This is a genomic window from Gaoshiqia sediminis, from assembly GCF_025907915.1.
Lineage (GTDB): Bacteria > Bacteroidota > Bacteroidia > Bacteroidales > Prolixibacteraceae > Gaoshiqia > Gaoshiqia sediminis.
In genome coordinates this window covers 1-26766 of record NZ_JAPAAF010000016.1, presented here as the reverse complement: position 1 = coordinate 26766, position 26766 = coordinate 1, and the positions used below count along the sequence as shown (strand labels likewise).

The following is a 26766-nucleotide window of genomic DNA, read 5'->3' as shown; positions in this document are numbered from 1 at the left end:
TCCGGTCTTTGCCGTTAGGCTGCTTTCAACAGTTCAATACATAAACCCCGTTTCATTAACATTACTGATTACGAAAGATAAATCAGGATCAATAACAGTAGCAACAGTAAACCTACTGCAAAAGCAATCAAATTTCCCTGTTTCTGAGATTTTTCAGCTTTGCCCATATCGTGCCGGTATTTTAGTATTTAGACGTTTGTTTTACGCATAGTAACCGGTTTGAGATTGAAATTTTCGCCACTATTTTTTCACCTCTCCTGATGTCATTATCTAAAGAAACACCGTAAAGATTGAAGCCAAAAGCAACTTCATATATTCAGGCAAACAAAATGCAATCGATTGCAGAGGATCTTATTTGATTTCAATCTTAATTTCCAGAAAAACAGGTATAAAAACCCACCCTTCATGTTTTACAGCATGAAATATTTTTACCTTTGCGCCCGAAAAACTTAAGGGCACTTATGGCTTATTTAAACAACGTGATGATTATCCGGCACGAGCTGATGGCCCGGCTGGTAAAAATGTTTCAGGCAGGCGAACTCGAATCAAAAATCAACGCGCTCCCGGTAGAGCTCTACCCGAAAGACCGGACTCCTCGTGGCCGTTGCTGTATCTACAAAGAAAGGGCAATCACCCGCTACAAAATGCTGCCATTGCTGGGCTTCGAAGTTCCGCAAGACGATATTGACCTGTACTCACTGGAAAAATATGCACACGAAGCACTAGCGCGCGAAAAGCAGTCGGACACCATCCTGACGGTGGTTGACGAAGCCTGTACCGGATGCGTGCAGGCAAACTACGTGGTAACCAACTTATGTCGTGGTTGCGTGGCCAGTCCGTGTGTTATGAATTGCCCGAAAAACGCCATTCGCTTTACACCCAGCGGCCAAACCGAAATTAAGGCCGACCAATGTATCAACTGCGGACTGTGCCAAAAAGCCTGTCCTTACCACGCCATCATTTACATGCCTATTCCTTGCGAGGAGGCCTGCCCGGTTGGAGCCATTAAAAAGAATGAGCGCGGGTTGGAAGAAATTGATCCAGACAAATGTGTTTACTGCGGAAAGTGCATCACCGCTTGTCCGTTTGGGGCCATCTTTGAGCTGTCGTCCATTATTGATGTATTACGTGCCATCGAAAATAAAAAGCAGGTAATTGCCATGGTTGCCCCGTCCATTCTGGCACAATATGCCGAAACGCCCGGAAAAGTGTTTGCCGCCATTCAACAAATTGGGTTCAGCCAAGTGGTTGAAGTGGCCCGCGGCGCCGAAAAAACAGCTCGCCACGAAGCCGAAGAGCTAAAAGAAAAACTGGAACAAGGCGAATCGTTCATGACCACATCCTGCTGCCCGTCGTATGTCGAAACGGTTCGCAAACATGTGCCCGGCTTGCTGCCCCATGTTTCGCACACACCGTCACCCATGGCCTACACTGCCGAAGAATTGCGCGAAAAATACCCGGATGCCAAACTGGTATTTATTGGCCCCTGCGTTGCCAAACGAAAAGAAGCCCGAGATTTGGGTTCGGTTGATTTTGTGCTGAGTTTCGAAGAGCTGGATGCTATTCTGCTCGGAATGCAAATTGAACCCGAGAAGATGGAGGGCATCGCGGTGGACAATTACACGAAAGAATCGCGCGGGTTTGCTCAAAGCGGCGGCGTTTTGGGGGCTGTACTGGCCGAAAAGAAAATCGAAAATTTCAGCTACGAGCAAATTGACGGTATCGACCGGGCCTCCATCAGAACCTTAAAAATGATGGAAAAAGGAAAAGCAAATTCCCAGTTCTACGAAGTGATGGCCTGCGAAGGCGGATGTATTTCCGGGCCAGGCGCCTACATAAAATCAGCCAAAGCCAAAAAGAATTTCATCAACTCGATGAAATCGTTGTAAACTGAAATTAACGTACTTATAACGTACAAAAGCAGCAAGGCCGGAAGATCCCGTTTGAATTCCGGCCTTGCTGCATTCAGAACCGGATACAAATCAGCGGGTGCACCGGCAAGGCTCTGAAAATAGCCCTGGCCTCGGCCTCGGAGATATGAACCCGGATTTCAGGCTGATATTCGGGAATTTCAAACTGAACCGTTTGCCGAAGATCTTGCGTTATCTTATGTAAGTCTTGCCAAAACCAAAATTTCCGTCCAACCCACCAGTTGCTTTTCAGGTATTGGTCAGTCCCTTCAATTTTAAAAAGAACACCATTATCCAGGGTCAGCATCCAATGTACGGCTTCAACTTTTGCCGAATCGATTTTGGCAACCACCTCAGTGCGCACCTCGCTGGTATCTTTTGGCGCTTTCTTGATGGTGATCGGCGCCTTCACGATCGTTGAGTAATTACTGCCCCCTTGGGCCTGTGTGCCAAATAAATGATGATAGGCTCCCGGATTAAGCTGATAAAAAAACGCGTCGGCGGCAAAATCAATGATCTTGACGGATTTCAACACCACCCCCTTCAACTCCAGCTGTAAGACACTGTCTTTCAGGTTGACCGACAAACTGATCGAATCGGTCCGGGCAATCTGAACGCGGGTTTCCAGCCAGGCTTTTTCCTTATACAATTCAAACCAGGCCGAATCGACCGGCTGCGTATTGACAGCCGATAATTTGACATCCACCTGTTCGTTGATCGCTTCCATCTTCTGACGAACAGCCAACACCGACAAAACGGCATACTGAAGCGCAATCACGATAAAACCGAACAGGATCAGAACCAACACATAATTTTGGAAGGGAACTGGTTTCCTCCGGGTATATTCCTGTAAATCCATATCAATAAATAAATACTTTTGCCCCTATGGGCAAGGTTTGGTAAACAGCTTCCAAATCTTCATCATTCATCCGAATGCAACCATGCGTAACCGGCTGCCCGAGAAAACGTTTATACAGCGTTCCGTGGATCAGGTACCCGCTGCCGAGGCTGAGCGCATAATCTCCCAGCACGCCATACTCGTACCGCGAGGGATCGTTGGCCGAAGGGACAGGCAGCCCTTCTTCCACAAAGGCCCAATCGGGCTTTCGCCACACCGGCGAGGTTATTTTTCCTTTTATGGTGAACACGCCTTTGGGGGTTTCGAATACCCAGTTCTTTTCGTCGTTCAGTTCGAGCTTGACATAGCTTCCGGTTGAACAGAGCCCATTGCGAATTAATTTTTTATCCTTGTACAAAAAGAAAGTATTGTCCGAGGTGTTCACGATCAGGTAAACGCCTCCGGGGGTCATGCGATCAATCTTTTTTTGCAGGCGGCCAATGTCGGCCTTTAAGTCCTTCAAATCAGCAATTTCCTGTCCGACGGGTTGTTCCTCTTTTTCTTCCTTCGCGAAAATTAGGTTGCTATTTTTTAACCACGGAACAGCCACTAACATCCACCAAGCAAATAACAGCATCGCCCCCGCAAGAATCAACCAAAAAGCAATTCTCCCTTTTCTCGTTTTTGCAGCAGGCAATCCCGGATCCTTTTTTATTGAGCCAGTTTCTTCTTCCATCATCCTTCTGTTAATTTCAGTAAATCTCACTTAACGGTTTAAGTGATCCAACAATAATAACCGGCGTTCCCACAGCCACTAACCGGAACAAGGCATCCATATTCTCATTGGTCAAGGCAATGCAGCCATCGGTCCAATCCACTCCTTTTCCTCCGTGACCATGAATCTCGATTAATCCGCCGATAGCCGCACCGGCCGGAAGGCTCCCGTTCTTTTTCCCGGCAGCAAAACGTCGCTTATCATTATCGTTCGGATAGTCTAACAACAAAGCCCGGTGAAATTTGGTACGGGCTCCTTCTTTCTTTTGGGTTACCCGGTAAATGCCTTCGGGTGTAGCTTTATCGCCTTTTCGCCGTTTATCCCCCATCCAGTTTATTCCAAGTTCGGCTTCAAATTGCCGGATCGCTTTGCCGTTTTGATAAACCACACACTGATGGGCCAGCTTATCCACCAAAATGACTTTTTTCCCCCCTTTTGACAAACGGATGGCCTCAGCGCCGTCTTTCTTCCACTGAGGATAATGGGCAAACCAGGCTTTCAGTAGCGATTCTGCCCGTTCATTCGAGCTTTTTATCAATTTTTCAGCCTGTTGGCAATGCGTTTTTGCCTCTTTGTAGCGGCCACTTTCATCAGCGATTTTGGCTTCCGCCAATTTCATCTTTCCCTTATTATGCTCATTGATCACACTCCGGGAGAGTGGCAATTTTTTGTAAACGCGTTCATAGTGCAACACCTGTTTCCCCAGTTCAGCAATGCTATTTTTCACCTGGCTGTTGGTGTTTTTCACCTGGTGTACAGAATGCGCCGCCGCATCAGCTGCCTTTTCAGAAGAAAGCATTGCAAATTGTTGCACCTGGCTAAAATCGCGGTTTAAGAAAAACCGTTCGTTTTGCCGGGACCAGTTTACCATGGCCGAATCGTATAGTTGGCGGGCTTCGTTATAAACCGAAGGGGCATACACTTCGGCTTGGGCCTTTTGGGCAGTGTTCAGCGCTTCACGGGCAAGCCTCAATTCATGCCGGGGAGGTTCCGGCGCCAGCAAGATGGCCACTCCACCGGCAGCAAGCAGAACTATCAACACCCCCAGAATCCACCAATACTGCTTTCTTCGTTTCTTACCCATATCCTAAGCACATGACAAAAAATCCCCGGAGAGGCAAACTCCGGGGAATCTTTTCTGGTTATAGCTTATGTTCGAACTTCTATTAACGTCTGCTTTTTGCGTATTTGGCAATCACCTCGTTCAACTCGGTATTGATGGCCACTGCTTTTTCTTTGGCAGCCTTCACTTTGTCCAACGCAGGAATCAGATTATCATTGGCAACCAAAGTAGCCACTTCGCCAACTGAAGTTTCGATCAGGCTGATGTCGCTTTTAATTGCTTCCAAAGCAGCAGCGCCTTCTTTCCCTTTCGGAGCTTTGGTAACCAAATCGTTGTTTTCCAACAGAATTGAACTTACTTCAGCTTGCAGCGCTTCAATTTCCAGCTTCACTTCAGCTTTGCGGGTTTCAGCCTTGGCCTGAGTTTCAACGGCCATTTGGTTAACCACCACCAATTGCTCTGTTACTTTGCTGAAATTTTTGAAAAGTTTTGCATTTTGTGCTTCAACATTTTCATTTACAGCATTCATCGAATCCTGAAGAGCTGCAAAATCCTCAGCAACATACACATCAGCACCTGCTGCTTTCGCAGCTTCAATAGCAGCGTTGGCTGCATCAATTTCGGCTTGCGGAGCTTTTCCGCAGCTACTGAACACGACAGCAATACATACAGCTGTCACAACAAGCATCAACTTTTTTTTCATCGTTAACTAGTAAAATTTGTTTTTTTATTTTTATTCCAATCGCATTGATTATTTTCGTTTCAGTAAGATCAAATGTGGTTGAAATCTTCATTTAGACGGAGCAATGTGACGAAGTAACGCGGGCAACAAAAAATTTTAGAAAAATTTCAATTTCAGCTAAGATTCAGTCTGTCAATAAACCGAAATGCATAAAGAAGAACGAAATAAGATCACTGACGAAGAACTCATCCGGCTGATCGTTCAGGAAAAAGAGACCGGACTGTATGAAGTGCTTTACCACCGGTACTTTCACAAGGTGATGGACAAATGCCACAGTTTTATCAAAGACCGGGGACAAGCAGAAGATTTTGCCAATGATATTTTATCGAAGGCTTACGAGAAGCTGCCCGGCTTTAAAGGAAACGCCTCATTCTCGTCCTGGCTTTACGCGATCACCTACAACTATTCGATTGATTATTTGAGACTGAAAAAGAAACTTCACTATCCAAACTGGAACAGCCAACACGAAATTCCTGACATTATTGATGAATCAGAAGCTGACCTGCAAGATTTGAGCTACGACAACCTGATGAAAATACTGGAAATGATCCACCCCGAAGAAAAAGCCCTGCTGTTGATGAAGTACCAGGACAACCTTCCGGGAAAAAAAATTGCCCAAACCCTCCGGATTAGTGAAGATGCGGTAAAGATGCGCCTCAAACGGGCCAGGACCCGTGTAATTTACCTGTACAAAGTTCAGTTCGAAAAAGATTTGTAATGAAGTTTTGTTACTATTTCGGAGTTGAACGTCCATATTGAAAACAATTTACGCAACAAACGGAAACAATGGATATAAAAAATTTCTTTCATAAAATACTGAGCGGCAATAAAGCCATAGTGGTGCCAACAACGATAAAAGAAGCCTTCTCGGGCCGGTTTAACAGTCCGCTAAATACAGAATGGGCCAAAGTTGGCGACCAATATGAGGCCGTTTTTTACAAAGACGAGCTGGAACACATTGCCCGGTACAATGTCGCCGGGGTATTACAAAGCCTGAAAGTAAACCTGCAGCTCGACACCGTCCCGCAACCCATTCGCGAAACAGCCCGACAGCATGGCGAACTGATGAATGCCATCACCATTCAACGTGCGAATGAAACGACCTACGAATTGATTGTACGCGATGATCAGCTAACCCGATTTACCCTGCTTTTAAATTCGAACGGGGAAGTAATTGAAAAAGAAAAGCTTTAAATCTGCACCTAAAAAATTACCGGCAAACTTAAAAAAATGCTTGCAGGGATTTCAAATAAAATACTATATTTGCACCCGCAAGCAAAATGGTGGTTATAGCTCAGTTGGTTAGAGCGTCGGATTGTGGTTCCGAAGGTCGCCGGTTCGAGCCCGGTTTTCCACCCTGAAAGGATGTCAGCAACGGCATCCTTTTTTTATGCCCAAATTTGGCTTCATGCCTAAAGACCTGTTCCTCCCCCATTCAAAACCGGATAAATTTTGCGAAGTTTGCAACACGATGTCAACCGATCTGTACGCCGATGTCATATTACCCCTGCCCCTTGGTGATCAGTTTACCTACCGGGTGCCGCCCGAATTTCAGGCCAGCATCAAAGTTGGCATCCGGGTGATTGTACAATTTGGGGCCCGCAAGTTTTTCTCAGCACTGGTTTACAGGCTGCACACCAACATGCCCGTCGGCTCGTTCGACATCAAAGATATTGACGCCGTTCTGGACCAGGAGCCCATTGTAACCCAAGCCCAACTGATTCTTTGGGAATGGCTGGTGGATTATTATTGCTGCACCCTGGGCGAAGTTTACAAAGCGGCGCTGCCATCGGCACTGAAATTGGAAAGCCAGACAAAAATCAGCTTTAATCCCCACTACGACATGCCGGTTGACCTCTCGGGAGAGGAAGAAGCGCTTTTACTGATGCTGCAAGGGCACGGACAGGCCAACATTCAGGACATCAACCGGTTTATAGGAAAGCGGTCGGCCTTTTCCACGCTAAAAATCCTGCTTGAAAAGAACGCCATCCTGGTAGAAGAAAAAGTAGAAGAAAACTACCGGCCCAAAACGGCGCCGTTTATCTTCCTGCATGCCAATGTCCTTACCGAATCCGCTATTGCCCAAACACTGGAAAGCTTGAAAAAAGCCAGGAAACAACTAACGTTGTTTGAGTTTTTCCTGTCGGAAACGCTTTATCATGCCGAGCCAAAAGCCAGCATGGAAAAGAAAGAACTGCTGGAACGAAGCCAATCGGGCGAAGGCATTTTGAGGGCGCTGATCGATAAAAACATCCTGCGCACCGAAGAGATTGAAATTGGCCGTCTGGATTTTTCGCACGATCAGGAACCGGTTATTTTCGATCTGAACGAGGCACAGGAAGTGGCACTGGAGCAAATCGGCCAACAACTGCGGGGCCTGAAACCGGTGTTGCTTCACGGCATCACCTCCAGCGGAAAAACCGAAATTTACATCAAACTGATTGAGGAACAACTGGCAAAGGGAAACCAGGTGTTGTACCTGGTTCCCGAGATTGGCCTGACCACGCAGCTGATCACCCGCATGAAACGTGCCTTTGGCGACAGGGCCGGCATATACCACTCCAAGTTCAACGACGCCGAACGCGTTGAAATTTGGTTCAACACACTGCACGACAAAGAGCAGTCGTTTCAACTGGTGCTGGGCGCACGCTCGGCCGTTTTCCTGCCCTTCCGCAAGCTGGGACTGATTATCGTGGATGAGGAGCACGAAAACAGCTACAAGCAGTTCGACCCGGCACCCCGTTACCATGCGCGGGATGTAGCCGTTGTGCTCGGTCAAATCCACCATGCCCCGGTAATTTTGGGCACAGCCACCCCTTCGTTCGAAAGTTATTTCAACGCAAAAACGGGGAAGTACGCGCTGGTTGAGCTTACCGAGCGCTATAAAAACATCAGCCTGCCCGAAATGGTGATTGCCGATGTGCGGGAGGCCACGCGCCGCAAACAAATGAAATCGCTGCTCACACCCGAGTTGTTCGAGCAAATCAACACGGCGCTGGCAAACGACGAGCAGGTAATCTTGTTTCAGAACCGGCGCGGCTTCGCCCCCTACCTGCAATGCGCCACCTGCGGCTGGATTCCCAAATGCCGCCATTGCGACGTAAGCCTGACCTACCACAAACACCGTGGGGCAATGATTTGCCACTACTGCGGACATACGGAATCCTTGTCCGGAAAATGCGGGGAGTGCCACTCGGAAGAAATACGTACCCGTGGGTTTGGAACCGAGAAAATTGAGGAAGAACTCAGCCTGTTGTTCCCCGAAGCAAAAGTAGCCCGCATGGATTTGGATACGACCCGGGCAAAAAAAGGCTACGAGCGATTGATCTATCAATTTGAAAATAAACAGATCGACATCCTGGTTGGAACGCAAATGGTAACCAAAGGACTTGATTTTGACAACGTCAGCGTGGTGGGCATTTTGAATGCAGACCAGTTGCTGAATTATCCTGATTTCCGTTCATATGAACGTTCGTTTCAACTGATCACGCAGGTTAGCGGTCGCGCCGGACGAAAAAACAAACAGGGACGGGTAGTCGTCCAAACCACGCAGCCGAAGCACCCGGTGTTGCACGAAGTGGTTGCCAACAACTTCACGCAACTGTTTAACCGGCAAATGGCCGAACGAAAACTGTTTAAATATCCGCCGTATTTCCGGCTGGTCAAGATCGTCATCAAACACAAAAACCAGGAACGCCTCAATCTGGCAGCCAGCCAGCTGGCAACCCTGCTGCGGAAAAATTTCGGCTTTAACATCCTTGGGCCCGAATACCCGGTCATCAGCCGCATCCAAAACTGGTTTCAGAAAGAAATCTGGGTGAAACTGGAACGCGACAGCAAGCTCGGCCAGTCGAAAAAACAAATCATGGGCGCTGTCAGCCAAATAAAATCAATGCCCAATCACGGGAACCTGATCATCCACGCGGATGTAGATCCCATGTAAGTTTAGGCTTTCGGCAAACTCCCCACGCTGATTGTTCCCGTTGAAAATTTACTATTTTTGCACCACGAAAACAGAAACAATGTACTGAATTGAGGAGGCAAACTAATACGAAAACAATCAATGCATTAGCCTGAATTCCAATATAAATTTTCAACATTGAAATCATTTTCTGCATAAAATATTAACTTTGGAACTCAGCAAAAATCAGGATTAAACATATGGGAAAAGTTATTGCACTCGCGAATCAAAAAGGAGGGGTCGGGAAAACAACCACAGCCATCAACCTGGCTGCCAGTTTGGCTGTTTTAGAAAAGAAGGTATTGATCATTGACGCTGATCCGCAGGCAAATGCCACTTCCGGAATCGGGTTTGATGTCAAAAACGTAAAAACGAGCATCTACGAATGTATTGTAGATGATCTCGACCCGCGGAAAATCATTCTCAACTCCGAAATCAACGGACTGGACCTGATCCCTTCGCACATCGATCTGGTTGGCGCCGAAATTGAAATGCTCAACCTGCCCAACCGCGAGAAAGTGCTTGGAACGGTCATCGAAAAAATACGAGATGATTATGATTTCATCCTGATTGACTGTTCGCCGTCGCTGGGGCTGATTACCGTCAACGCCCTCACGGCTGCCGACTCGATCATCATCCCCGTGCAGTGCGAATATTTTGCGCTCGAAGGGTTGGGAAAATTGCTGAACACAATTAAAATCATTCAGACCCGTTTAAACCCTGAACTGGAAATTGAAGGATTTTTGCTTACGATGTACGATTCACGCCTGAACCTGTCGAACCAGGTATTGGAAGAAGTAAGGACCCACTTTGGGGATATGGTGTTTGATACGCTGATCAGCCGCAACATCAAACTGAGCGAAGCGCCCAGCTATGGTTTGCCGGCCGTACTTTACGATGCCAGCTCCAAAGGGGCCAGCAGCTATATGGAACTAGCCCGCGAACTCCTTCAAAAGAACGATTTGACCATCCTAAAAAATTCAGAAAAAGTAATCGAATAATAAGACCAGGAACAATTATGGCTAAAAGGAATGCATTGGGCAGAGGTTTAGGAGCATTGATTGATGATGCAGCAAACCAGAACGAACATGGTTCGTCCATCAATGAAATTGCTGTTGAGAATATTGAGGCCAATCCCTTTCAACCACGAACAAATTTTGACGAAACAGCGCTGAGCGAGCTGGCTGCCTCCATCAAGGAACTCGGCATTATACAGCCTATTACATTGCGCAAAGTCCACGATGGGAAATACCAGATTATTGCTGGTGAACGGCGTTTCCGGGCGTCGAAGCTGGCCGGGCTGAAAACCGTTCCGGCCTACGTGCGCCTGGCCGAGGATGAAGGCATGCTCGAAATGGCACTGGTTGAAAACATCCAGCGCGAGGACCTGGACGCCATTGAAGTGGCCCTGTCGTACCAGCGACTGATTGAAGAATGCCAGCTGACCCAGGAAACCCTCAGCGAACGCGTTGGCAAAAAACGTTCGACCATTTCCAACTACCTGCGCCTGTTGAAACTGCCCACCCTCATTCAAAAAGGCATCATCGACAAAACGATTTCCATGGGCCATGCCCGTGCGCTGGTCAATGTCCCGAATACCGAAGACCAGTTATCGATTTACGAACTGATTCTCACGGACGACCTGTCGGTACGCAAAGTGGAAGAGTTGGTCCGCAACCTGGAAAACAAGCAGGAAGAACCCGACGAAAAAGCGCCGAAACCTGCTAAACCCAAATACCCGGCCGAGTTCGGCGAATTGAAAGAACACCTGGGCAAGTTTTTCAACACCAAAGTTGATTTTTCACTCAACGAAAAAGGAAAAGGCAAGATCGTTATCCCATTTGGATCAACCAAAGACCTGGAACGGATCATGGGCATTCTGGACAAACTCAATGGCTAAACGATTGCAAACAAACAGAAACTTGAAACCGTTACAAATAGGTGCATTGCTCCTCCTGTTGCTGACAACAGGATTTTGTGCTTCGGCCCAGGAACAGCAGGTTGCCGACAGTTTGGTCAGTTCGCTCGAAGAACCGGCACACTCCCCGCGCAAAGCAACCATCTACTCGGCAGTATTGCCCGGACTGGGACAGGTGTATAACAAAAAATACTGGAAGGTGCCGCTGATTTATGCCGGTTTCGCCGGTTTTATTTATGCCATCGACTGGAACAACGATTACTTTGTGCTTTACCGGCAAGCGTATGCCGACATTTTGGATGACGATCCCAACACCAATTCATTTTTGGACCTGGATATTGAAGGACACTGGGATTTTACCAATGCCAGCCAGGTGCAGCAATTTGCCACCCGGCTGAAACGGGCCAAAGATTACTCGCGCCGCAACCGCGACCTGGTAATCATTGCAACGGCTGCTTTTTATGCGATTAACATCATCGATGCAACGGTAGATGCGCATTTTTTTAATTTTGACATCAGTGATGATTTGACCATGAACTGGGCTCCCGGCCCCATGTTTTGCAGCGGTCAGCCACTGGCAGGAATTCATGTAAGTATTAGATTTTAAAGAAGGATTAGAATGAGAAAGATTCAACTAGCACTGGCAATAATCGCCCTGACAACCGGACAGGTACTTGCCGGAAAATTACCCAAAGATAGCGTCCCTAAAATTAAGCGAATCGAAGTAGTGGCACTGGACACCCTAAATGGCTACCAGTCGGTTTATGCCTCGCCGGATGAAAACCTGAACGACCTGTTTGGCGCTCAAATCGACAGCCTGGCCAATACATGGTATATCCAAAACACGTTCAACATCGACTTTGATGTGGACCCCGAACTGTCGGAGCTGGTTTCGCTTCCCGATTCCATTTACATCCAACGCTTGCAAAGCATCGAATCATACATTGATCTGTCGTACAACAAAACCGTAAAGAACTTTATCGAACTTTACACCCAGCGCAAACGCGACCTGACAGAGATGATGCTCGGGTTATCAGCTTATTACTTCCCGATGATGGAAGAAAAACTGGACAAGTACGATTTGCCGTTGGAATTGAAATACATGGCCATTATCGAATCGGCACTGAACCCGACCGCCCGCTCGCGTGCCAATGCCGTAGGATTGTGGCAGTTTATGTACGGTACGGGCAAAATGTACAAGCTGGAAATCGGTACTTTTGTTGACGAACGCCGCGACCCGGAAAAAGCCACCGAAGCCGCTGCGAAATACCTGAGCGATTTGTATAAAATTTATCAGAACTGGCACTTGGTGATCGCTGCTTACAATTGCGGCCCGGGGAATGTAAACAAGGCCATCCGCCGCTCGGGTGGTGCTCGCGATTATTGGTCAATCTACTACTATCTCCCGCGCGAAACCCGCGGTTACGTGCCGGCTTTCATCGCTGCAGCCTACGTGATGAACCACTTCGCACAACATAAAATACAACCCCGATTTCCTGATTTCCCGATTGTTACCGACACCATTCATGTACAGGACTACCTGCATTTCAAACAGGTTTCTGAAGTAATTGGAATTTCTACCGAAGAGTTGCAGGCGTTGAACCCACAATACCGGATGGACATTATCCCCGGAAAGCCGGGCAAGCGCTACGTGTTGCGCATTCCTGCCGAACGCGTGGGCGATTACATCGACAACGAAGAACAAATTTTTGCTTACAACCGGACGACTTATTTCCCAAACAACGAAATCCTGGTTCCCAAGGAACGCAGCTCCCACCACCCGTCTGACATACAGGGAAAAGATAAAATTTTATATACCGTAAAATCGGGCGACAACCTGGGATACATTTCGCAATGGTTCCGCGTCAGGGTGACCGATTTGCGCTATTGGAACAACATCTACAAGAACCTGATCCGTGTGGGGCAAAAACTGGCTGTTTATGTACCCCAAGGCCAGGCCGACCATTATGCCAATATCAACAGCATGTCGTTCAGCCAGAAACAGGAATTTGCCAAGCAGACACCGGTCACCAAAGCCGTCAGCGCCAGCGCCAATGTAAGTTACGATGGATCCGGCCTGGTACATTACACTGTTCGACGGGGTGATACGCTGTGGTCAATTGCACGTCAGTTCCCCGGGGTTTCCAACCAGGACATCATGCGGCTGAATAATATGAAAAATGGTAACATCCTGAAAGTAGGCCAGAAACTGAAAATACAGCCCAAAAGCTAGGCGCCGCCAGAGAAATCGCTTTTAGGAATTAAATGCCATTCTTTGTATTAGAAGATGTTAAACTGCTCTTTTTAGGTCGTCACCAGCCGTCCGGCCACTGCATACCGTGGCCTTACACGCCGGATAAAATCCGAAACGCCCTAAAACGGGAAAGCCACGTACGGTCACGACACGTCGTGACCTCGTGACCAACATGCCATAACCAAGAGGAAAGCCCACATTAGCTTATCCTGCGCCTACCGGAAATGCCTCAGGCATTGGAAGCTTTTGAGGCACATGTGTATGGAAAGGGTGAACTATATTTTAAAAGCGATTTCCCTGTAAGCGCCGCCTGTCATTTGCAGATGCCCGAATTTAGCCTTACTTTTAGAAGTGGCTAAACTAATTTTGCATGAAACCTGCCCGGGCATTCTTTTTCCTTTTCTCGGTTCTGTCCTTGTTCATCCTGCTTTCGTGGCTGATCAACGACTTGCGCAAGCCCGTTATCGTTCCGGCACATCCTGAAATTGCAGATCTTTCCCCGCCCCCGGCCCCGGCAATGTCAGACTCAAGCCAGACTGTCGTGCCAGCGCGCCAGGATTCAACCGTTGAGCAAAACGGGAAAAGCCCGCTTCCGGAGCATACGGATGGCTTTCTCTTTTCGGCAGATGATACCGTCCGCCTTCAGCCTTTCCGGAAGAAATTGAAAGACCTTCAACACGAACAGCAGCCGGTGCGGGTATTGTACTTCGGTGATTCGCAAATTGAAGGAGACCGCATCACCGCTACGTTACGCGACCAATTTCAAGGCCGCTTTGGAGGGGCAGGTCCCGGCTTAATAGCTGCCGACAAGTATTACCATACAGGGCACCAACTCATCATGAACCGGTCGGATAATTGGAAATTAGCCGATTTTATGGACCGCGAAGAACTCAATCCAAGCTTGCTGTTTCGACACGCCAGACTAACCGCAGGCGATGGCGAAGGCTGGTTTCGGATCAACCGCCTCAAATTTTCAAAATCCAAGCCGGATTTTTCGGTGCTGAAATTGTTTTTCCTGTCCACCGGGCTTTGTCACATCAACATCGAAGCAGACGGTGTACCGACCGACACGGTGATTTCCAACACCCCGAACCAGCTACAGTGCATACGGATTCCTTTTCAACAAACCCCCAACGATCTGCGAATCCGCTTTTCACCCAGCGACAGCCTGACGGTCACCTCACTGTCACTGGAAAGTCCGACCGGACTGCTTGTTGACAACATATCGCTCCGGGGGCTCTCCTACCCTACGTTCACCCGTTCGGACAGGCAAGCCCTGAAAAACATGCTGGACGAAATGAATCCCGGCTTGTTCATCCTGCATTTTGGCGTAAACCTGGTACCCTGGCCATCCGAAGATTATGCGCTCTTCCGACGAAGTTTCACCCGCCAAATCCGATTTCTAAAGGAGCATTGCCCTTCGGCCCCCATTCTCATCATCGGCGTATCGGATATGTCCCAACGGGTGGAAGGGGCTTTTGTTTCGTACCCCAACATTCAACAGATCAAACAACTTCAACACGAAATAGCTGCTGAAACCCATTGTGTTTTCTTTGATCTGGAAGCCTATATGGGAGGCCCGGGCAGTATGGTTGACTGGGTAACTGCCCAGCCCCCGCTTGCCCGCACAGACTACACCCACTTCACCGGCGAAGGCGCTAAAAAAATAGGACTGGAACTGGCCCGTCTTCTGCTGGAAGAACGAGAACAGGAACAGGAGCAACATACGACAACATGGAACAGCAGGTAAAAAATATACTGGAAAGCCTGCTGTATTACCAGCCGGATAAGCCGCTGTTTTACACCGGGCTCGCGTTCTGGCTGGCCTTCACGGCCTTCGTGGGGCTGTATGCTTTCATCTACCGAAAAAACCGGCTGCGGAACAGTTACCTACTGGCCATCAGCTGGTTTATCTACTACCGGATGAACGGCGCCTTTTTGCTGTTGCTCCTGTTTTCGTGCCTGGCCAACTACGGTTTTGCCCGGATTATAGGTCAAACACAAAGGAAGAAGCTTTGGCTCGTGCTTTCCGTTTCCTTCAACCTGCTTTTGCTGGGCTATTTCAAATATGCTTACTTCTTTACCGAAACGGCCAACCAGCTATTCAACACCGAATTGCAGGTCGTTAACTGGCTGGGGTGGTGCCTGAACCAGGTGGTAGCCGGTTTTGCCGATACGCACACCATCTTGCTGCCCATTGGCATCTCGTTTTACACCTTTCAGGCCATCAGCTACCTGGTGGATGTGTTTACCAAAAAGGTCGAGGCGGTGCGCAATCCACTCGATTTCAGTTTTTACCTCAGCTTCTTCCCGCAACTGGTGGCAGGCCCCATTGTCCGCGCGGCCTCCTTCATTCCCCAATTGTATCAACAGTACCGGCTCACAAAGGCTGAATTCGGCCATGCTGTTTACCTGATTACCAAAGGGATGTTCAAGAAGCTAGTGATTGCCGATTTTCTGGCCCTCAACTACATTGACCGGGTATTCGATGCGCCGCTCTCCTTCTCGGGGCTTGAAAACCTGCTGGCCGTGTATGCCTATTCGATCCAGATATATTGCGACTTTTCGGGATACACCGACATCGCCATTGGCCTGGCCCTGATGCTGGGGTTCAAAATCCCCGTCAACTTTAACGCACCCTACCAGGCCACCAGCCTGACCGACTTCTGGCACCGCTGGCACATCTCGCTGTCGCTCTGGCTGAAAGACTACCTCTACATTCCGCTGGGAGGCAACCGGCAAGGGATCGCAAATACCTACCTCAACCTAATGGTTACCATGATTCTGGGAGGACTGTGGCACGGCGCCAACCTGCGCTTCCTGATTTGGGGGGCCATCCACGGAGCAGGCTTGGTCGTTGAAAAAATCATCCGGAAACTTTTCCCGGCAGGAAGTAAAAATGCCCGCTGGAAAAAAGCCGTTGCCATTTTCCTGACCTTCCAACTGGTTAGTTTTGCCTGGATCTTCTTCCGGGCCAACAACCAGATGGGCATCGCCCAATTCTTCTACCAACTGAGCCACCATTTTACGCCACAGGTTTCAGCTGACGGCCTGCAAGCCTACGCGCCAACAATTGGTATTTTTCTGCTCGGGCTGATCCTAATCTGGTTTCCCTGGCAGTGGAAAGAGCAAATACGCGGGCGTTTTATCCGGTTGGCGCTCGCCTGGCAGATCATCGCTGTAGTAATCATATTACTCATCATCTCACAAGTCGCTCAATCCGCACTTCAGCCCTTTATTTACTTTCGTTTTTGAGCCACGAAGAAATATTTCACCGGAACATAAAATATCAGGTCAAAAGAGCATCAGCAATCCAACAATTTGCTAGATTTGGCGCGCTCAACCAAACTAATTTTGGTGATCACCCCCCTATGTACCGGAAAGTTCAACGCGTGCAAAAAGTTTTAAACGACGTTGTTTTGCACACTGAAAAGTTCAGCAAGTCAGGAGGCCTGTCGTGTCCGTCAGGCTGTCACTTGTGTTGTTTGAAGAAGGACATTTCGGCCACGCCGCTCGAATTTTTGCCGCTGGCCTATCACCTGTTCCGAAACGGGCAGGCCGAAGCGTTTTACGACCGCTTGGAGCAACTACCGAATGATAACCTGTGTTCCCTTTTTTCGGCCTTGGGACAAACAAACGGAGGATGCAGCCAGTACCGCTTCCGGGGACTAATTTGCCGCCTGTTTGGCTACTCGGCCAACCTCGACAAGCAAAGCCAAACCCGGCTGGTGACCTGCAAAACCATTAAAGAATCGGAAAGTTATCGTCAACTGAAACCGGCACAACTGACCAAAGCGCCCAAAGCCACCGATTATTACATGCGGCTGGCGGCTATAGATTTTTCGCTGGCCAACGAACATCGCCAAATCAACGAGGCGATCCGTCGCGCGCTGGAAATTGTCATGACCTACTACCAATACCGGGCCAGACGCCGCCGCGCCTGATCAAATAGAAATCCTTGGATCGCATAGTCCGGCTGTGAGTAACTCCCGTAAAACGGTTTCCGTCATCTCACTTTTAAACAGAAACCCGGCTCATCCGAATTCGCAGAAACATCATTCAACGCAGCTGAATCGGCAATCCGATCCAGCCAACCGACGACGTTGGCAGATACGGAAGAGCAGAGGTTTGCTTTATTTCGGAATTCACCTGGCGACTTCGAGTCACCTGGTGAATAAGAGTCCCTGTCCTTCTCTTGTTTGAGCAAAGCGGTAACAAGGAAGGTCGCTGTTGCCCTTTCAGGGCAGTACTCCACTTTTCATATCGACTTACACGGCGTTGCCGCGGGCTGTTGCTTGCAGGCCGTTGGCCTGACCAGCCCGCTGCTTTTCTGCTTCTCCGCACCAAAGGTGCAACAGCACTAAGGCAGGGCAACGCCCTGTTATTACAGCATGACGCGTTTACCAAAGCCTTGAAAGGGCAGGAGCATGAAAAGATAAAATATTATTCAGCTCATTAGGATTGTAAATCCATCATTAACAAGGAGAAAGCTCTTTGACAAAGCTTTGAATGGAGCGTTGGCTCGTGGGGCTTTGGCAATGTGCTTACAAAATGCGTAGGCTCTTAAATCGGTGGTAAACCCAACTCTTTCAAAAATTCATTGTGTTTATCTGTGTTCGTTTTTATACTCTCATTTATTGATTTCAATTTCTCGTTTATCGCTTTCAAATCAATTTTCTCTTCAACTTCTGCTGTACTTACATATCTTGAAATATTCAAATTATAATTATTCTTTTCAATTTCTTCCATCGAAACCTTACGGGCATAACGTCTTATTTTATCAGGACGATATTTATAGGTTTCAATGATTCTTTCAATATGTTTTTCATCCAGAGTATTTTGTCTCTTGTCCTTAACAAAATCTTCGCTTGCATTTATAAAAAGTACATCATCTTCCTTTTTACATTTTTTCAAAACCAAAATACAAACAGGGATTCCTGTTGAATAGAATAAATTTGCTGGCAAACCTATTATTGTATCAATATTATTGTCTTTTAATAGTTTAGTGCGGATTTTTTCTTCGGTACCGCCACGGAATAAAACACCATGAGGTAAAATAATAGCCATTGTGCCATCATTACTTAGAAAATGAAATCCATGTAATAGGAAAGCAAAATCGGCTGCTGATTTTGGAGCTAACCCAAAACTTTTAAAACGAAAATCTTCGACTAAAGTGTCATTAGGTTCCCAACGCAAACTAAACGGTGGATTAGCTACAATTGCATCAAATTCAATTTTCTTTGATGGGTTCATTTCGTTTAGCAAATTCCACTGATTAAGCAACGTGTCACCATGAAAAATCTCAAATTCGGTATCTTTCATCCCATGCAACAGCATGTTCATTCGGGCAAGGTTGTAAGTGGTAATATTCTTTTCCTGACCATAAATTTTACCAATGCTGCCGTTATTCTCTTTAATTCGTTTACGTACATTTAATAATAGAGAACCCGAACCACAGGCAAAATCTAAAATTTTATTTAGTTTCTTTTTAGGCCCGGTTGGGCTTGCGGGATTATGACTGTCTAAAGTTACTATTTCTGAAAGGATGGTGGAAACTTGCTGAGGGGTATAGAATTCACCTGCTTTTTTGCCTGAACCTGCTGCAAACTGACCAATCAAATATTCATAAGCATCGCCGAGAGAATCACTACTTGTGGGAAATTCGGATATACCTAAAGCAATGGTCTGAATAATGGAACAGAGTTTATCGTTTCTATCGGATTCGCTTTTGCCTAATTTCTCTGAATTTAAGTTTATTTCTGAAAATAAGCCCTGAAAAGAATCATCGAAGGAATAATCCTCAATGTAACGGAAACCCCTTTCTAAAGTTTTTAAAAGGTCTGGATTTTGAGTTCGTGCCAGTTCGGTTATATTACTCCACAAATGCTGTGGTTTAATAACGTAGTGAACCTTTTTGCGCATTTGTTTCTCAAATTCTTCTATATCGTCTTTGTTTTCATCATACCATGTTTGTAATGGTGGCGGCACAAATCCGTCAAGTTTTTTATGTTCCGGTTTGCTTTCAGGGTAATCTTTGCCTAATTCCTTTTTTGCAGATTCCTCGTAATTGAAGGATAAATATCTTAAAAACAGGAATGAAAGCATATAATCACGAAAATCATCTGCATTCATTGCACCACGAAGCTGGTCGGCTATTCTCCAAAGGGTTTTCCCCAATTGTTGATGGTCGTTTTTTATCATTCTCACTAAAATTTGAAATTATATTTAACCAACAGCTTGTCAAAAACTTCCTCGAAAGTTTTTATCTCAAAATCATTCATTTCACTAATTTGCGGGAAAAATACTTTTTTGTGAGACAATGAATTAAGCATCGTTATTGTTTCTTCGGGCTTATCAACTTTAATTTCTTCAAGTACAAACTTGATTTGGCTTTTCCCTAAAAATGATACAATGTTTTCTAATAGTTGACGCAAAAGGACGAAATGAAATGTGTACAGTTGTGTCTTTTTTGCTTCGTCCAAGACTTGAAAAAGATGCAAATGAAATAGAAACACCTCTTTTTTGAATTCATTCAACTCTAACTTACCATCGTGCCTTTTTAACATGAACGATTTGGAATTTTTCTTATATCTATCGCTTTTTTCACCATTATTCAAACGGTCAAAAAGTATAGAGAATAAACCAATATGATGAGTGGTAACAATAATTTTCTTTTTACTGCCAAAATTCTCCTCCGCTAATCGGAAAATAGTATCTGCGGTCAGAAAAATGTTGTTATCATCCAAACTTGATACAGGGTCATCAATAAAGAAATGTGCATTTTGCACATCAGCCCAACCCTCTACTTTAAATAATGCCAAGAAAAAACACCAGATAAAAATCCTTTCTTCTCCTCTTGAAATTTTAATAGTTTTATCTTCATCGCCAACAAGGAAAAAGGAGACTGACTCTATACCAATTTCAGGGTCAGTATGCTGATTAAATTTAAAGTCATAATAAGGATTATATTGCAACAATTCTTCTTTTACATTGTCCTCAGTAAGCAGACTGTAGAACTTATTAAGACTACTTGGTTTAATATCTAATTTTATGTTTTCATTGTCGTTTTCCTCATCATTATCCCAAACAAAAAGGTCTTCGCTAAAGGCATTGTAATAAACACCAGCGTGATTTCCTTTGTTTTCAGCTTTAGTAACGTCTTTATAGGCTACCGATAATCGTGTTTTTCCTGTAGCGTTAAATGCGTAGATAATAGTTATATACTCATTGACATCTTTTAACTGCTTTGCGACTTCTTTAATATTGCTCATTTTTTACTTTATTTTTTGGAAATAACCCTTGCATTAAACCTTTTTTATGTAATTCCAATTGTTCTACCTTATCAGATTGAGCAACAATTAAATCATCTATAGTTAAAATACACGAGGAAATTTTTTGCTCTTCAGCTTTTGAAGGAGGAACTTTTACAAAAAGCGTTTCAAAAAAATCTGTAACAGAAACATTTAATAAACCGTGATTACGGGCTCCCTCTTGTGCAATTCTTTCTATTTCCTCATTAAAAACCCCTGATTCAAAGAAATGCTCAAAATATTCATGGCTAAAACCTTGTTGACATTTAAAACATATATAAAGTGTCGATACCACACCTAGTTCATATTTATTTAATTTTTTTATTGCACCCATTGGATAATCTTTCGAATAACTTTTGTTATATGCAAATTCATCCTTCTTAATCAAGTAATAATTTGAAACATCTCTAGACGCAATATTTTTGCTAAAAAAGTCTTCTTGATTTACCAACCCTTTTTGTGCGGAAATTGTAAGAATATTTTTATTGTTTGCAACATTTTTACGAGTTACTCTTTGAAATGCTTTGTTAAAAGGTATTTCTTTCCAATCAGAAGAGTTCCTAAATTCATCAAATCGTAATTTTGGTGTTTTTTGACCTACTTGTGGAAAAAGATTTTGCATAAGACCTTTCTTATACTCCTTAAGAACTTGGAGTTTTTCTTTTTGAACATCCATAAGCTTATCTAAAGTATAAAGACAAAATGCTATTTTTTGCTGTTCTTTTAACTCCGGATATAAAACAGGAATCTCCATTAAAATAGAATCCGTTATGCTAATTCTATCATATCGAGCACCAGTATTTGCAACTTTTCTTATAGATTCATACCAATGATTTGACTTAAAATAGTATTCGTAAAATGAGTTTTCTTTCTCATTAAATCTAAAAACTGTATATAAAGGAGACATTGCTCCTGTAATATTTAAATTGTTTTTGGAAATAGGACCAACAGGTGCAACAACAGAAATTCGGGGATTGTAAACATAGTCACCTGGCTCAACCACATAATAATTTTCTAAATTGTTTTTATCAGCAATATCCTTATCAAAATATTCTCTTTGGTCAACTATTCCATCAATTGCAGAATTCGTAAAAACTTTTGTAATTAAACTGCCAGTGTTTTTTTTCACTATCCTTTCTGCCAGATTTTTAAGAGCTGTTTCAGACCAAGGCTTTGCATTCTTGAATTCGGGAAATCGCAATTCGGGTACTATTTTATTCTCTTTATTCATACGCTGCTAATCCAGATATTTCACGCCCTTGGGCTAATTTCCTTAATTCTTTCACCAAATCTTTCATCAAAGCGGCTTCTGCTTTACTACGTTGTTTCCATCCCAATTCCAATGGTTCCATAAGGTCGGTCAATTTTTCACCATCGAAAATCATTCGACTCATAATGTCTTCTACAAATGCCTTTAGGTCTGCTGTTTGCAAACCATGCTCATTAGCGATTTTTGCCAATTCTTTATCGTGTTTTTTTATTTTAAAAGCATCGTAACCTTTATGCAGTATTTCAACCTCGTGACCTATTGTCCAATCGAGACTATTTATATAATCAGTTAAATCCTCCTGTTCATCCATCAAGTTAGCATTTGCACAAAGCAAGCGAATAACCTGCTCTTTCGTCATTTTCTGTGTAGCAGGTTTCTGTTGGGTACTGTCGGCAATCAGATTCATTATATAGTCGTAATCAATAACAGCCGAAGCAAAAAGCACAAATTCAAAATCGAGCTGTTGAATATCAGGTGGAGCATTATCCCCTTCTATTTGCTGTATTTCCCTTAATTGTTTTGCTGTTTCGATATATGAACTTTTAAATTCAAGCAAGCTTTCTTTAGGCAGTATTGCTTCAATTTTTTCTTTTTGAACTTCGTCCAAATCGGTGTATTGGTCAAGTTGGGTTTTTAGACGTTGTACCTCTTTAAAACTTTTTACAAAAGCAATACGAGCCGCATCGCCTTTCAGGTTATAGACAGCTTGTGGTTCGTTCACTAAATTATTTTCAGTCATAAAGATACCAAGTGCTTCAACTGCTTTTTGGTATTTTTCAATTACAACAGGTGCCGGGTCAACTAACCAAACAGTAACAGCTTTATCAGCTTCTTTGCCAGAAAAAAGCGTAATCGCTTGATTTACGGCCTCCTGTTGCGAACGGAAATCTAAAATATTTCCGTAAGGCTTAGTATCATTCAACACACGGTTGGTACGTGAAAAGGCTTGAATCAATCCATGAAATTTGAGTTTTTTGTCAACATACAGCGTATTAAGGTACTTTGAATCGAACCCGGTAAGCAACATATCCACTACAATAGTAACGTCAATTTTATTTTTGTGTGGATAATCTTTATTGCTATATTTTTGGTCTTTAATACGGCTTTGTACATCCTGATAATATCCATCAAATTCATAAATAGTGTGATTCGTGCGATATTGCTTATTATAATCAGCTATAATTGATTTTAATGCCTCCTTTTTCTCTTCGGGGTTCTGTTTGTTATCCTCTTTTTCTTGTGTTAAGTCCTCTTGTATTTGTTGAATATCCTTGTTTCCTTCGGCTGGTGGTGAGAATACACAGGCGACATTTAGGGGAGTGTAGTCAGGATTTGCAATTTGCTTCTGTTGTTGTATTTCTTTGAAAAGCTGATAATACTTAATTGCATCGTTAATTGAAGCTGTTGCTAAAATGGCATTGAACCTTCGCTGATTAGTAGCTGCATCATGTTTTTCAATGATTGCTTCAACCACTGCTTGCTGTGCAATTTGTTCGCCTGGTTTTGGATTTTGATTGCCTTTGCCTTTAAAGTAATCAATGTGAAATTTTAAAACATTCCTATCCTCAATTGCATTTGTTATAGTATAAGGATGCAAAAGCTTTTCAAAAATAGAATCTGTCGTTTTGAAGGTTGCATATTCACCTTCCCTGATATTGTAGGTAGCATTTTCTTCAAATATTGGTGTACCTGTAAAACCGAATAACTGGGCATTCGGAAAGAAATCTTTGATTGCTTTGTGATTCTCTCCAAACTGCGAACGGTGGCATTCATCGAAAATAAAAACAACACGTTTTTTACTCAACGGTTCTAAACGCTCTTTATAGTTACGAGCATTGGTCCCATCCAATGCCAGTGCAAGTTTTTGTATAGTAGTAACAATTACCTTATCGGCATAGTCGGTAGAAAGTAATCGCCGTACCAATGTTTCGGTATTGGTATTTTCTTCCACACTGCCTTCCTGAAATTTATTGAACTCTTCACGAGTTTGTCGGTCAAGGTCTTTTCTGTCAACTACAAACAGGCATTTTTCAATATCTGGATTATCTTTAAGTAATGTAGATGCCTTGAATGAGGTCAATGTTTTGCCACTACCAGTGGTATGCCAGATATATCCATTCCCTCTGTTTTGATGAATACAATCAACAATAGACTTTACTGCATAAATTTGGTAAGGTCGCATCATGAGAATTCTCTGTTCACTTTCGACCAAAACCATATATTTGCTAATCATCTCACCAAGCGTACATTTGGGAAGAAATTTCTGAGCAAATGTTTCCAGATGAGTTATTTTATTATTGTTCTCATCTGCCAATTGATATATTGGTAAAAATTGTTCATCGGCGTTAAATGCAAAATGTTGATTCTTATTATTGGCGAAATAATAAGTGTTTGTTTTATTACTCACAATGAATAACTGCATGAAGCATAATAGAGAATTACTATATCCATTACCCGCTTCATTTTTATAATCAACAATCTGCTGCATGGCTTTTCGTGGCGAAATATCCAAATTCTTTAGCTCAATTTGCACCACAGGTAAGCCATTAATCAATAAAATTACATCATATCGTTGATGGCTATTTTCAGTATTGATTCGCAATTGTCTAATAACCTCATAGTCATTTTTACACCAGTCTTTGATATTTACCAAAGTGTAATGCAACGGCGAACCATCTTCCCTTTGAAAGTAATGTCTTTCACGCAGCAGTTTTGATGCAGTAAAAACATCAGGATTGATGATTTCATCACGTAGTCGTAGAAACTCACTTTCAGTCAGATGAACACGGTTGAGGGATTCAAATTTAGATTTGAAGTTTTGCTCAAGTGTTTTCCTATCAACTATGTCTGGTCGATAGTTATACTTAAGTTCCTCTGTGAGTTGAGTAACTAAATTTATTTCTATTTGATTTTCTTTTGTCATTAATCTTCTTTCAATAAATCTTTAGGATTCACATCTAATATTTTTGCTATCTCATAAAGTACTTCAAGTCTTGGTTGTTGTCTGTTTTGCACATAAGAGTTCACCATATTATAACTCTTGCCCAACTTCTCAGCTAACCAAGTCTGCTTGATGCCTTTTTCTTCAAGCACTTCTTTAATTCGATTCATTTCTATCAAATTATTTTCAGCTAAAATATATATTTATCTCAAAAATCAAGATAAAATTATCAAGTTGTTCGTTGTGGGTAAGCAAAATTGCACTCTTTGGCAAAGCTTTGTTCTCAGCGTTGGCTCGTGGGGCTTTGTCAATGTGTGCAATGTGGGTGGGATTTCCTTCTTATCTAATCGAGAACCTGTTCTTATTCCCACGTCACCGCTCTGCTAAGACGAGAAGGTGGTCGCTTCCAATCCGTCGTCTGACAGACTGTCTTTCGTCTATCTTTAGGCCATCTTTCACACGGTAAAGTAGCGGTCGTTGGAATAAGCCGAGCCATCAGCGCGCTGAAAATACAGGTAGAGGTGGAGTTGCCTGTCGCCCCAGTCGGTGGGTAAATCGAGGCTTGCAACACCGTCGGCACGTGAAGCTCCCGTGTTTAACGGAGATTTGTACCCCGGATTGTAGGCAAAAACCATTAGCTTATCGCTGGCCATTTCAGCCTGGCTAAGCCGATTGGTACTCCAGCGGAACTGTACCTGTGCCGGATTCTCCGGGTTTCGTTCCACGGTCAGGTTTTGGGGAAGCGGCACCGGCCCGGTTGAGAAATGCAGCAGGCTGTAATCGCTCACTTTTCCGGTTTGATCAAAAGCAGGCATATTGGCCTGTACAAACAGGTTAAAACCCGTGTGCCTCACCGTGGCTGACAAGTTCCAGATGGGCACCACTACCGTTTCCTTGTACCACCGGTAATGCCAGGTTACCGCCCGAAACCGGACCCGCTGACTTTGCTGTTTACTACTCCAGCTATCCTTTTTCCGGGGTGATGGAGCCATCCGGACAATCATCTCGTCGCCATAGCGAACAAATACGAGCGTATCACCCAGCTTGCCGCTAAGTTGAAGCCCTCCCAGTGTTTTTGCCTTTGCCATACTGTTCCTTTACAGATCGGTTACTAATCCTTTGCAATAATTACTACTAAATTTCATCATTTATACAGTATTTCTCCTTTAAAAGTTATAATAAGCTAGGAGAAATGTAGGAGAAAATCAGGAAAAATAGCAATGGATCTGTATAGGATCCCTGTATCATCTCCGTTAGCAGATGCTTGCACAACGTTTTGGAGGATGCCGGAGGCATCAAATGTTTATAGGAAAAAGGGGGCTGGCTTCCGGTTCGACCCCCGCGGGGTCGCATGTCTTCTATCGATGGATTTGCTATAAACATGTAATCCCTGCCGGGATTATACGGACGTAAACGTTGTTGCCTTTTCCTCTCCCTTGTTTGAGCGAAGCGGGAACAAAGAAGAGTTGGAGGATGCCGGAGGCATCAAATGTTTATAGCAAGAAGGGTCCAGCTTTCGGTTCGACCCCTGCGGGGTCGCATGTCCTTCATCAATGGATTTGCTATAAACATGCAATCCCTGCCGGGATTATACGAACGTAAACGTTGTTGCTTAGTACTGGTCTGATTCTATTATTTGGAATTTTTTCTATCCCTCGTCACCGCTTCGCTAAGAGGCGGGAGAGATCCGCTGGCGCGATTTTGTAACGCGGGTCCGCAGGCGGGGCGGTCATGCTGAACTTGTTTCAGCATCTATGGCCATTTGCCGCTTCTGCAATTCCCGA

General features: G+C 44.5%; 21 protein-coding genes and 1 tRNA gene. 12 read left to right on the top strand and 10 right to left on the bottom strand.

The window, feature by feature from the left end; all coding sequences use genetic code 11:
* Positions 1-461: 461 nt before the first annotated feature.
* A complete protein-coding gene (locus tag N2K84_RS11650; protein ID WP_282591991.1) occupies positions 462-1889 on the top strand; it encodes a monomeric [FeFe] hydrogenase in 1428 nt (475 codons plus the stop codon).
* Positions 1890-1965: 76 nt separating this feature from the next.
* On the opposite strand, the gene N2K84_RS11645 is transcribed toward N2K84_RS11650, so the two are convergent.
* The 4 genes from N2K84_RS11645 to N2K84_RS11630 form a co-directional block, all read right to left on the bottom strand.
* The gene (locus N2K84_RS11645; protein WP_282591990.1) at positions 1966-2769 is read right to left on the bottom strand and encodes a hypothetical protein; all 804 of its coding nucleotides are present in this window, start codon (positions 2767-2769) and stop codon (positions 1966-1968) included.
* A 1-nt stretch (position 2770) separates the two neighbouring features.
* Complete coding sequence (locus tag N2K84_RS11640) at positions 2771-3487, bottom strand: L,D-transpeptidase (RefSeq protein ID WP_282591989.1); 717 nt, start codon at positions 3485-3487, stop codon at positions 2771-2773.
* 13 nt (positions 3488-3500) lie between these two features.
* On the bottom strand, positions 3501-4607 hold the full coding sequence (locus N2K84_RS11635) for a L,D-transpeptidase family protein (protein WP_282591988.1): 1107 nt from the start codon (positions 4605-4607) through the stop codon (positions 3501-3503).
* A gap of 82 nt (positions 4608-4689) precedes the next feature.
* Positions 4690-5289 carry a hypothetical protein gene (locus tag N2K84_RS11630; protein ID WP_282591987.1) on the bottom strand — a complete coding sequence of 200 codons (600 nt, stop codon included), beginning with the start codon at positions 5287-5289 and terminating at the stop codon, positions 4690-4692.
* Between the two features lie 184 nt (positions 5290-5473).
* On the opposite strand from N2K84_RS11630, the gene N2K84_RS11625 reads away from it, so the two are divergent.
* The 11 genes from N2K84_RS11625 to N2K84_RS11575 all read left to right on the top strand — a co-directional run bounded on the left by N2K84_RS11625 (position 5474) and on the right by N2K84_RS11575 (position 17405).
* Entirely contained in the window at positions 5474-6046 is a 573-nt protein-coding gene (locus N2K84_RS11625) for an RNA polymerase sigma factor (RefSeq protein ID WP_282591986.1), read from the top strand.
* 68 nt (positions 6047-6114) lie between these two features.
* Complete coding sequence (locus N2K84_RS11620; RefSeq protein WP_282591985.1) at positions 6115-6522, top strand: hypothetical protein; 408 nt, start codon at positions 6115-6117, stop codon at positions 6520-6522.
* 88 nt (positions 6523-6610) lie between these two features.
* Positions 6611-6686, top strand: a tRNA-His gene (locus tag N2K84_RS11615).
* A 50-nt stretch (positions 6687-6736) separates the two neighbouring features.
* Positions 6737-9271, top strand: a complete 2535-nt coding sequence (priA, locus tag N2K84_RS11610) for a replication restart helicase PriA (protein WP_282591984.1) — start codon at positions 6737-6739, stop codon at positions 9269-9271.
* Between the two features lie 218 nt (positions 9272-9489).
* A complete protein-coding gene (locus N2K84_RS11605; RefSeq protein ID WP_282591983.1) occupies positions 9490-10290 on the top strand; it encodes a ParA family protein in 801 nt (266 codons plus the stop codon).
* Between the two features lie 17 nt (positions 10291-10307).
* A complete protein-coding gene (locus N2K84_RS11600) occupies positions 10308-11189 on the top strand; it encodes a ParB/RepB/Spo0J family partition protein (protein WP_282591982.1) in 882 nt (293 codons plus the stop codon).
* Positions 11190-11211: 22 nt separating this feature from the next.
* Entirely contained in the window at positions 11212-11814 is a 603-nt protein-coding gene (locus tag N2K84_RS11595; protein WP_282591981.1) for a DUF5683 domain-containing protein, read from the top strand.
* A gap of 12 nt (positions 11815-11826) precedes the next feature.
* Complete coding sequence (locus N2K84_RS11590; protein WP_282591980.1) at positions 11827-13440, top strand: lytic transglycosylase domain-containing protein; 1614 nt, start codon at positions 11827-11829, stop codon at positions 13438-13440.
* A gap of 391 nt (positions 13441-13831) precedes the next feature.
* Positions 13832-15211 carry an SGNH/GDSL hydrolase family protein gene (locus N2K84_RS11585; RefSeq protein WP_282591979.1) on the top strand — a complete coding sequence of 460 codons (1380 nt, stop codon included), beginning with the start codon at positions 13832-13834 and terminating at the stop codon, positions 15209-15211.
* Entirely contained in the window at positions 15196-16716 is a 1521-nt protein-coding gene (locus N2K84_RS11580) for an MBOAT family O-acyltransferase (RefSeq protein WP_282591978.1), read from the top strand. The genes N2K84_RS11585 and N2K84_RS11580 overlap by 16 nt, the downstream gene beginning before the upstream one ends.
* 137 nt (positions 16717-16853) lie before the next feature.
* Entirely contained in the window at positions 16854-17405 is a 552-nt protein-coding gene (locus tag N2K84_RS11575; protein ID WP_282591977.1) for a YkgJ family cysteine cluster protein, read from the top strand.
* A gap of 619 nt (positions 17406-18024) precedes the next feature.
* On the opposite strand, the gene N2K84_RS11570 is transcribed toward N2K84_RS11575, so the two are convergent.
* The 6 genes from N2K84_RS11570 to N2K84_RS11545 form a co-directional block, all read right to left on the bottom strand.
* Positions 18025-19662, bottom strand: coding sequence for a type I restriction-modification system subunit M (locus tag N2K84_RS11570; RefSeq protein ID WP_282591976.1), 1638 nt, complete (start codon positions 19660-19662; stop codon positions 18025-18027).
* 5 nt (positions 19663-19667) lie between these two features.
* Positions 19668-20732, bottom strand: a complete 1065-nt coding sequence (locus N2K84_RS11565; protein WP_282591975.1) for an AAA family ATPase — start codon at positions 20730-20732, stop codon at positions 19668-19670.
* Positions 20719-22002, bottom strand: coding sequence for a restriction endonuclease subunit S (locus N2K84_RS11560; RefSeq protein ID WP_282591974.1), 1284 nt, complete (start codon positions 22000-22002; stop codon positions 20719-20721). The genes N2K84_RS11565 and N2K84_RS11560 overlap by 14 nt, the downstream gene beginning before the upstream one ends.
* Positions 21995-24964 (bottom strand): type I restriction endonuclease subunit R, encoded by a 2970-nt coding sequence (locus N2K84_RS11555; RefSeq protein ID WP_282591973.1) that lies wholly within the window; start codon positions 24962-24964, stop codon positions 21995-21997. The genes N2K84_RS11560 and N2K84_RS11555 overlap by 8 nt, the downstream gene beginning before the upstream one ends.
* Positions 24964-25152, bottom strand: coding sequence for a helix-turn-helix domain-containing protein (locus N2K84_RS11550; RefSeq protein ID WP_282591972.1), 189 nt, complete (start codon positions 25150-25152; stop codon positions 24964-24966). The genes N2K84_RS11555 and N2K84_RS11550 overlap by 1 nt, the downstream gene beginning before the upstream one ends.
* 285 nt (positions 25153-25437) lie before the next feature.
* On the bottom strand, positions 25438-26070 hold the full coding sequence (locus N2K84_RS11545; RefSeq protein WP_282591971.1) for a DUF6266 family protein: 633 nt from the start codon (positions 26068-26070) through the stop codon (positions 25438-25440).
* Between the last annotated feature and the right edge of the window lie 696 nt (positions 26071-26766).

What these genes read in the sequence shown, in the direction of transcription:
- N2K84_RS11650 (WP_282591991.1), top strand. Translation starts at nt 462, where the DNA reads ATGGCTTATTTAAACAACGTGATGATTATCCGGCACGAGCTGATGGCC.
- N2K84_RS11645 (WP_282591990.1), bottom strand. Translation starts at nt 2,769, where the DNA reads ATGGATTTACAGGAATATACCCGGAGGAAACCAGTTCCCTTCCAAAAT.
- N2K84_RS11640 (WP_282591989.1), bottom strand. Translation starts at nt 3,487, where the DNA reads ATGATGGAAGAAGAAACTGGCTCAATAAAAAAGGATCCGGGATTGCCT.
- N2K84_RS11635 (WP_282591988.1), bottom strand. Translation starts at nt 4,607, where the DNA reads ATGGGTAAGAAACGAAGAAAGCAGTATTGGTGGATTCTGGGGGTGTTG.
- N2K84_RS11630 (WP_282591987.1), bottom strand. Translation starts at nt 5,289, where the DNA reads ATGAAAAAAAAGTTGATGCTTGTTGTGACAGCTGTATGTATTGCTGTC.
- N2K84_RS11625 (WP_282591986.1), top strand. Translation starts at nt 5,474, where the DNA reads ATGCATAAAGAAGAACGAAATAAGATCACTGACGAAGAACTCATCCGG.
- N2K84_RS11620 (WP_282591985.1), top strand. Translation starts at nt 6,115, where the DNA reads ATGGATATAAAAAATTTCTTTCATAAAATACTGAGCGGCAATAAAGCC.
- priA (WP_282591984.1), top strand. Translation starts at nt 6,737, where the DNA reads ATGCCTAAAGACCTGTTCCTCCCCCATTCAAAACCGGATAAATTTTGC.
- N2K84_RS11605 (WP_282591983.1), top strand. Translation starts at nt 9,490, where the DNA reads ATGGGAAAAGTTATTGCACTCGCGAATCAAAAAGGAGGGGTCGGGAAA.
- N2K84_RS11600 (WP_282591982.1), top strand. Translation starts at nt 10,308, where the DNA reads ATGGCTAAAAGGAATGCATTGGGCAGAGGTTTAGGAGCATTGATTGAT.
- N2K84_RS11590 (WP_282591980.1), top strand. Translation starts at nt 11,827, where the DNA reads ATGAGAAAGATTCAACTAGCACTGGCAATAATCGCCCTGACAACCGGA.
- N2K84_RS11585 (WP_282591979.1), top strand. Translation starts at nt 13,832, where the DNA reads ATGAAACCTGCCCGGGCATTCTTTTTCCTTTTCTCGGTTCTGTCCTTG.
- N2K84_RS11580 (WP_282591978.1), top strand. Translation starts at nt 15,196, where the DNA reads ATGGAACAGCAGGTAAAAAATATACTGGAAAGCCTGCTGTATTACCAG.
- N2K84_RS11570 (WP_282591976.1), bottom strand. Translation starts at nt 19,662, where the DNA reads ATGATAAAAAACGACCATCAACAATTGGGGAAAACCCTTTGGAGAATA.
- N2K84_RS11565 (WP_282591975.1), bottom strand. Translation starts at nt 20,732, where the DNA reads ATGAGCAATATTAAAGAAGTCGCAAAGCAGTTAAAAGATGTCAATGAG.
- N2K84_RS11560 (WP_282591974.1), bottom strand. Translation starts at nt 22,002, where the DNA reads ATGAATAAAGAGAATAAAATAGTACCCGAATTGCGATTTCCCGAATTC.
- N2K84_RS11555 (WP_282591973.1), bottom strand. Translation starts at nt 24,964, where the DNA reads ATGACAAAAGAAAATCAAATAGAAATAAATTTAGTTACTCAACTCACA.
- N2K84_RS11550 (WP_282591972.1), bottom strand. Translation starts at nt 25,152, where the DNA reads ATGAATCGAATTAAAGAAGTGCTTGAAGAAAAAGGCATCAAGCAGACT.
- N2K84_RS11545 (WP_282591971.1), bottom strand. Translation starts at nt 26,070, where the DNA reads ATGGCAAAGGCAAAAACACTGGGAGGGCTTCAACTTAGCGGCAAGCTG.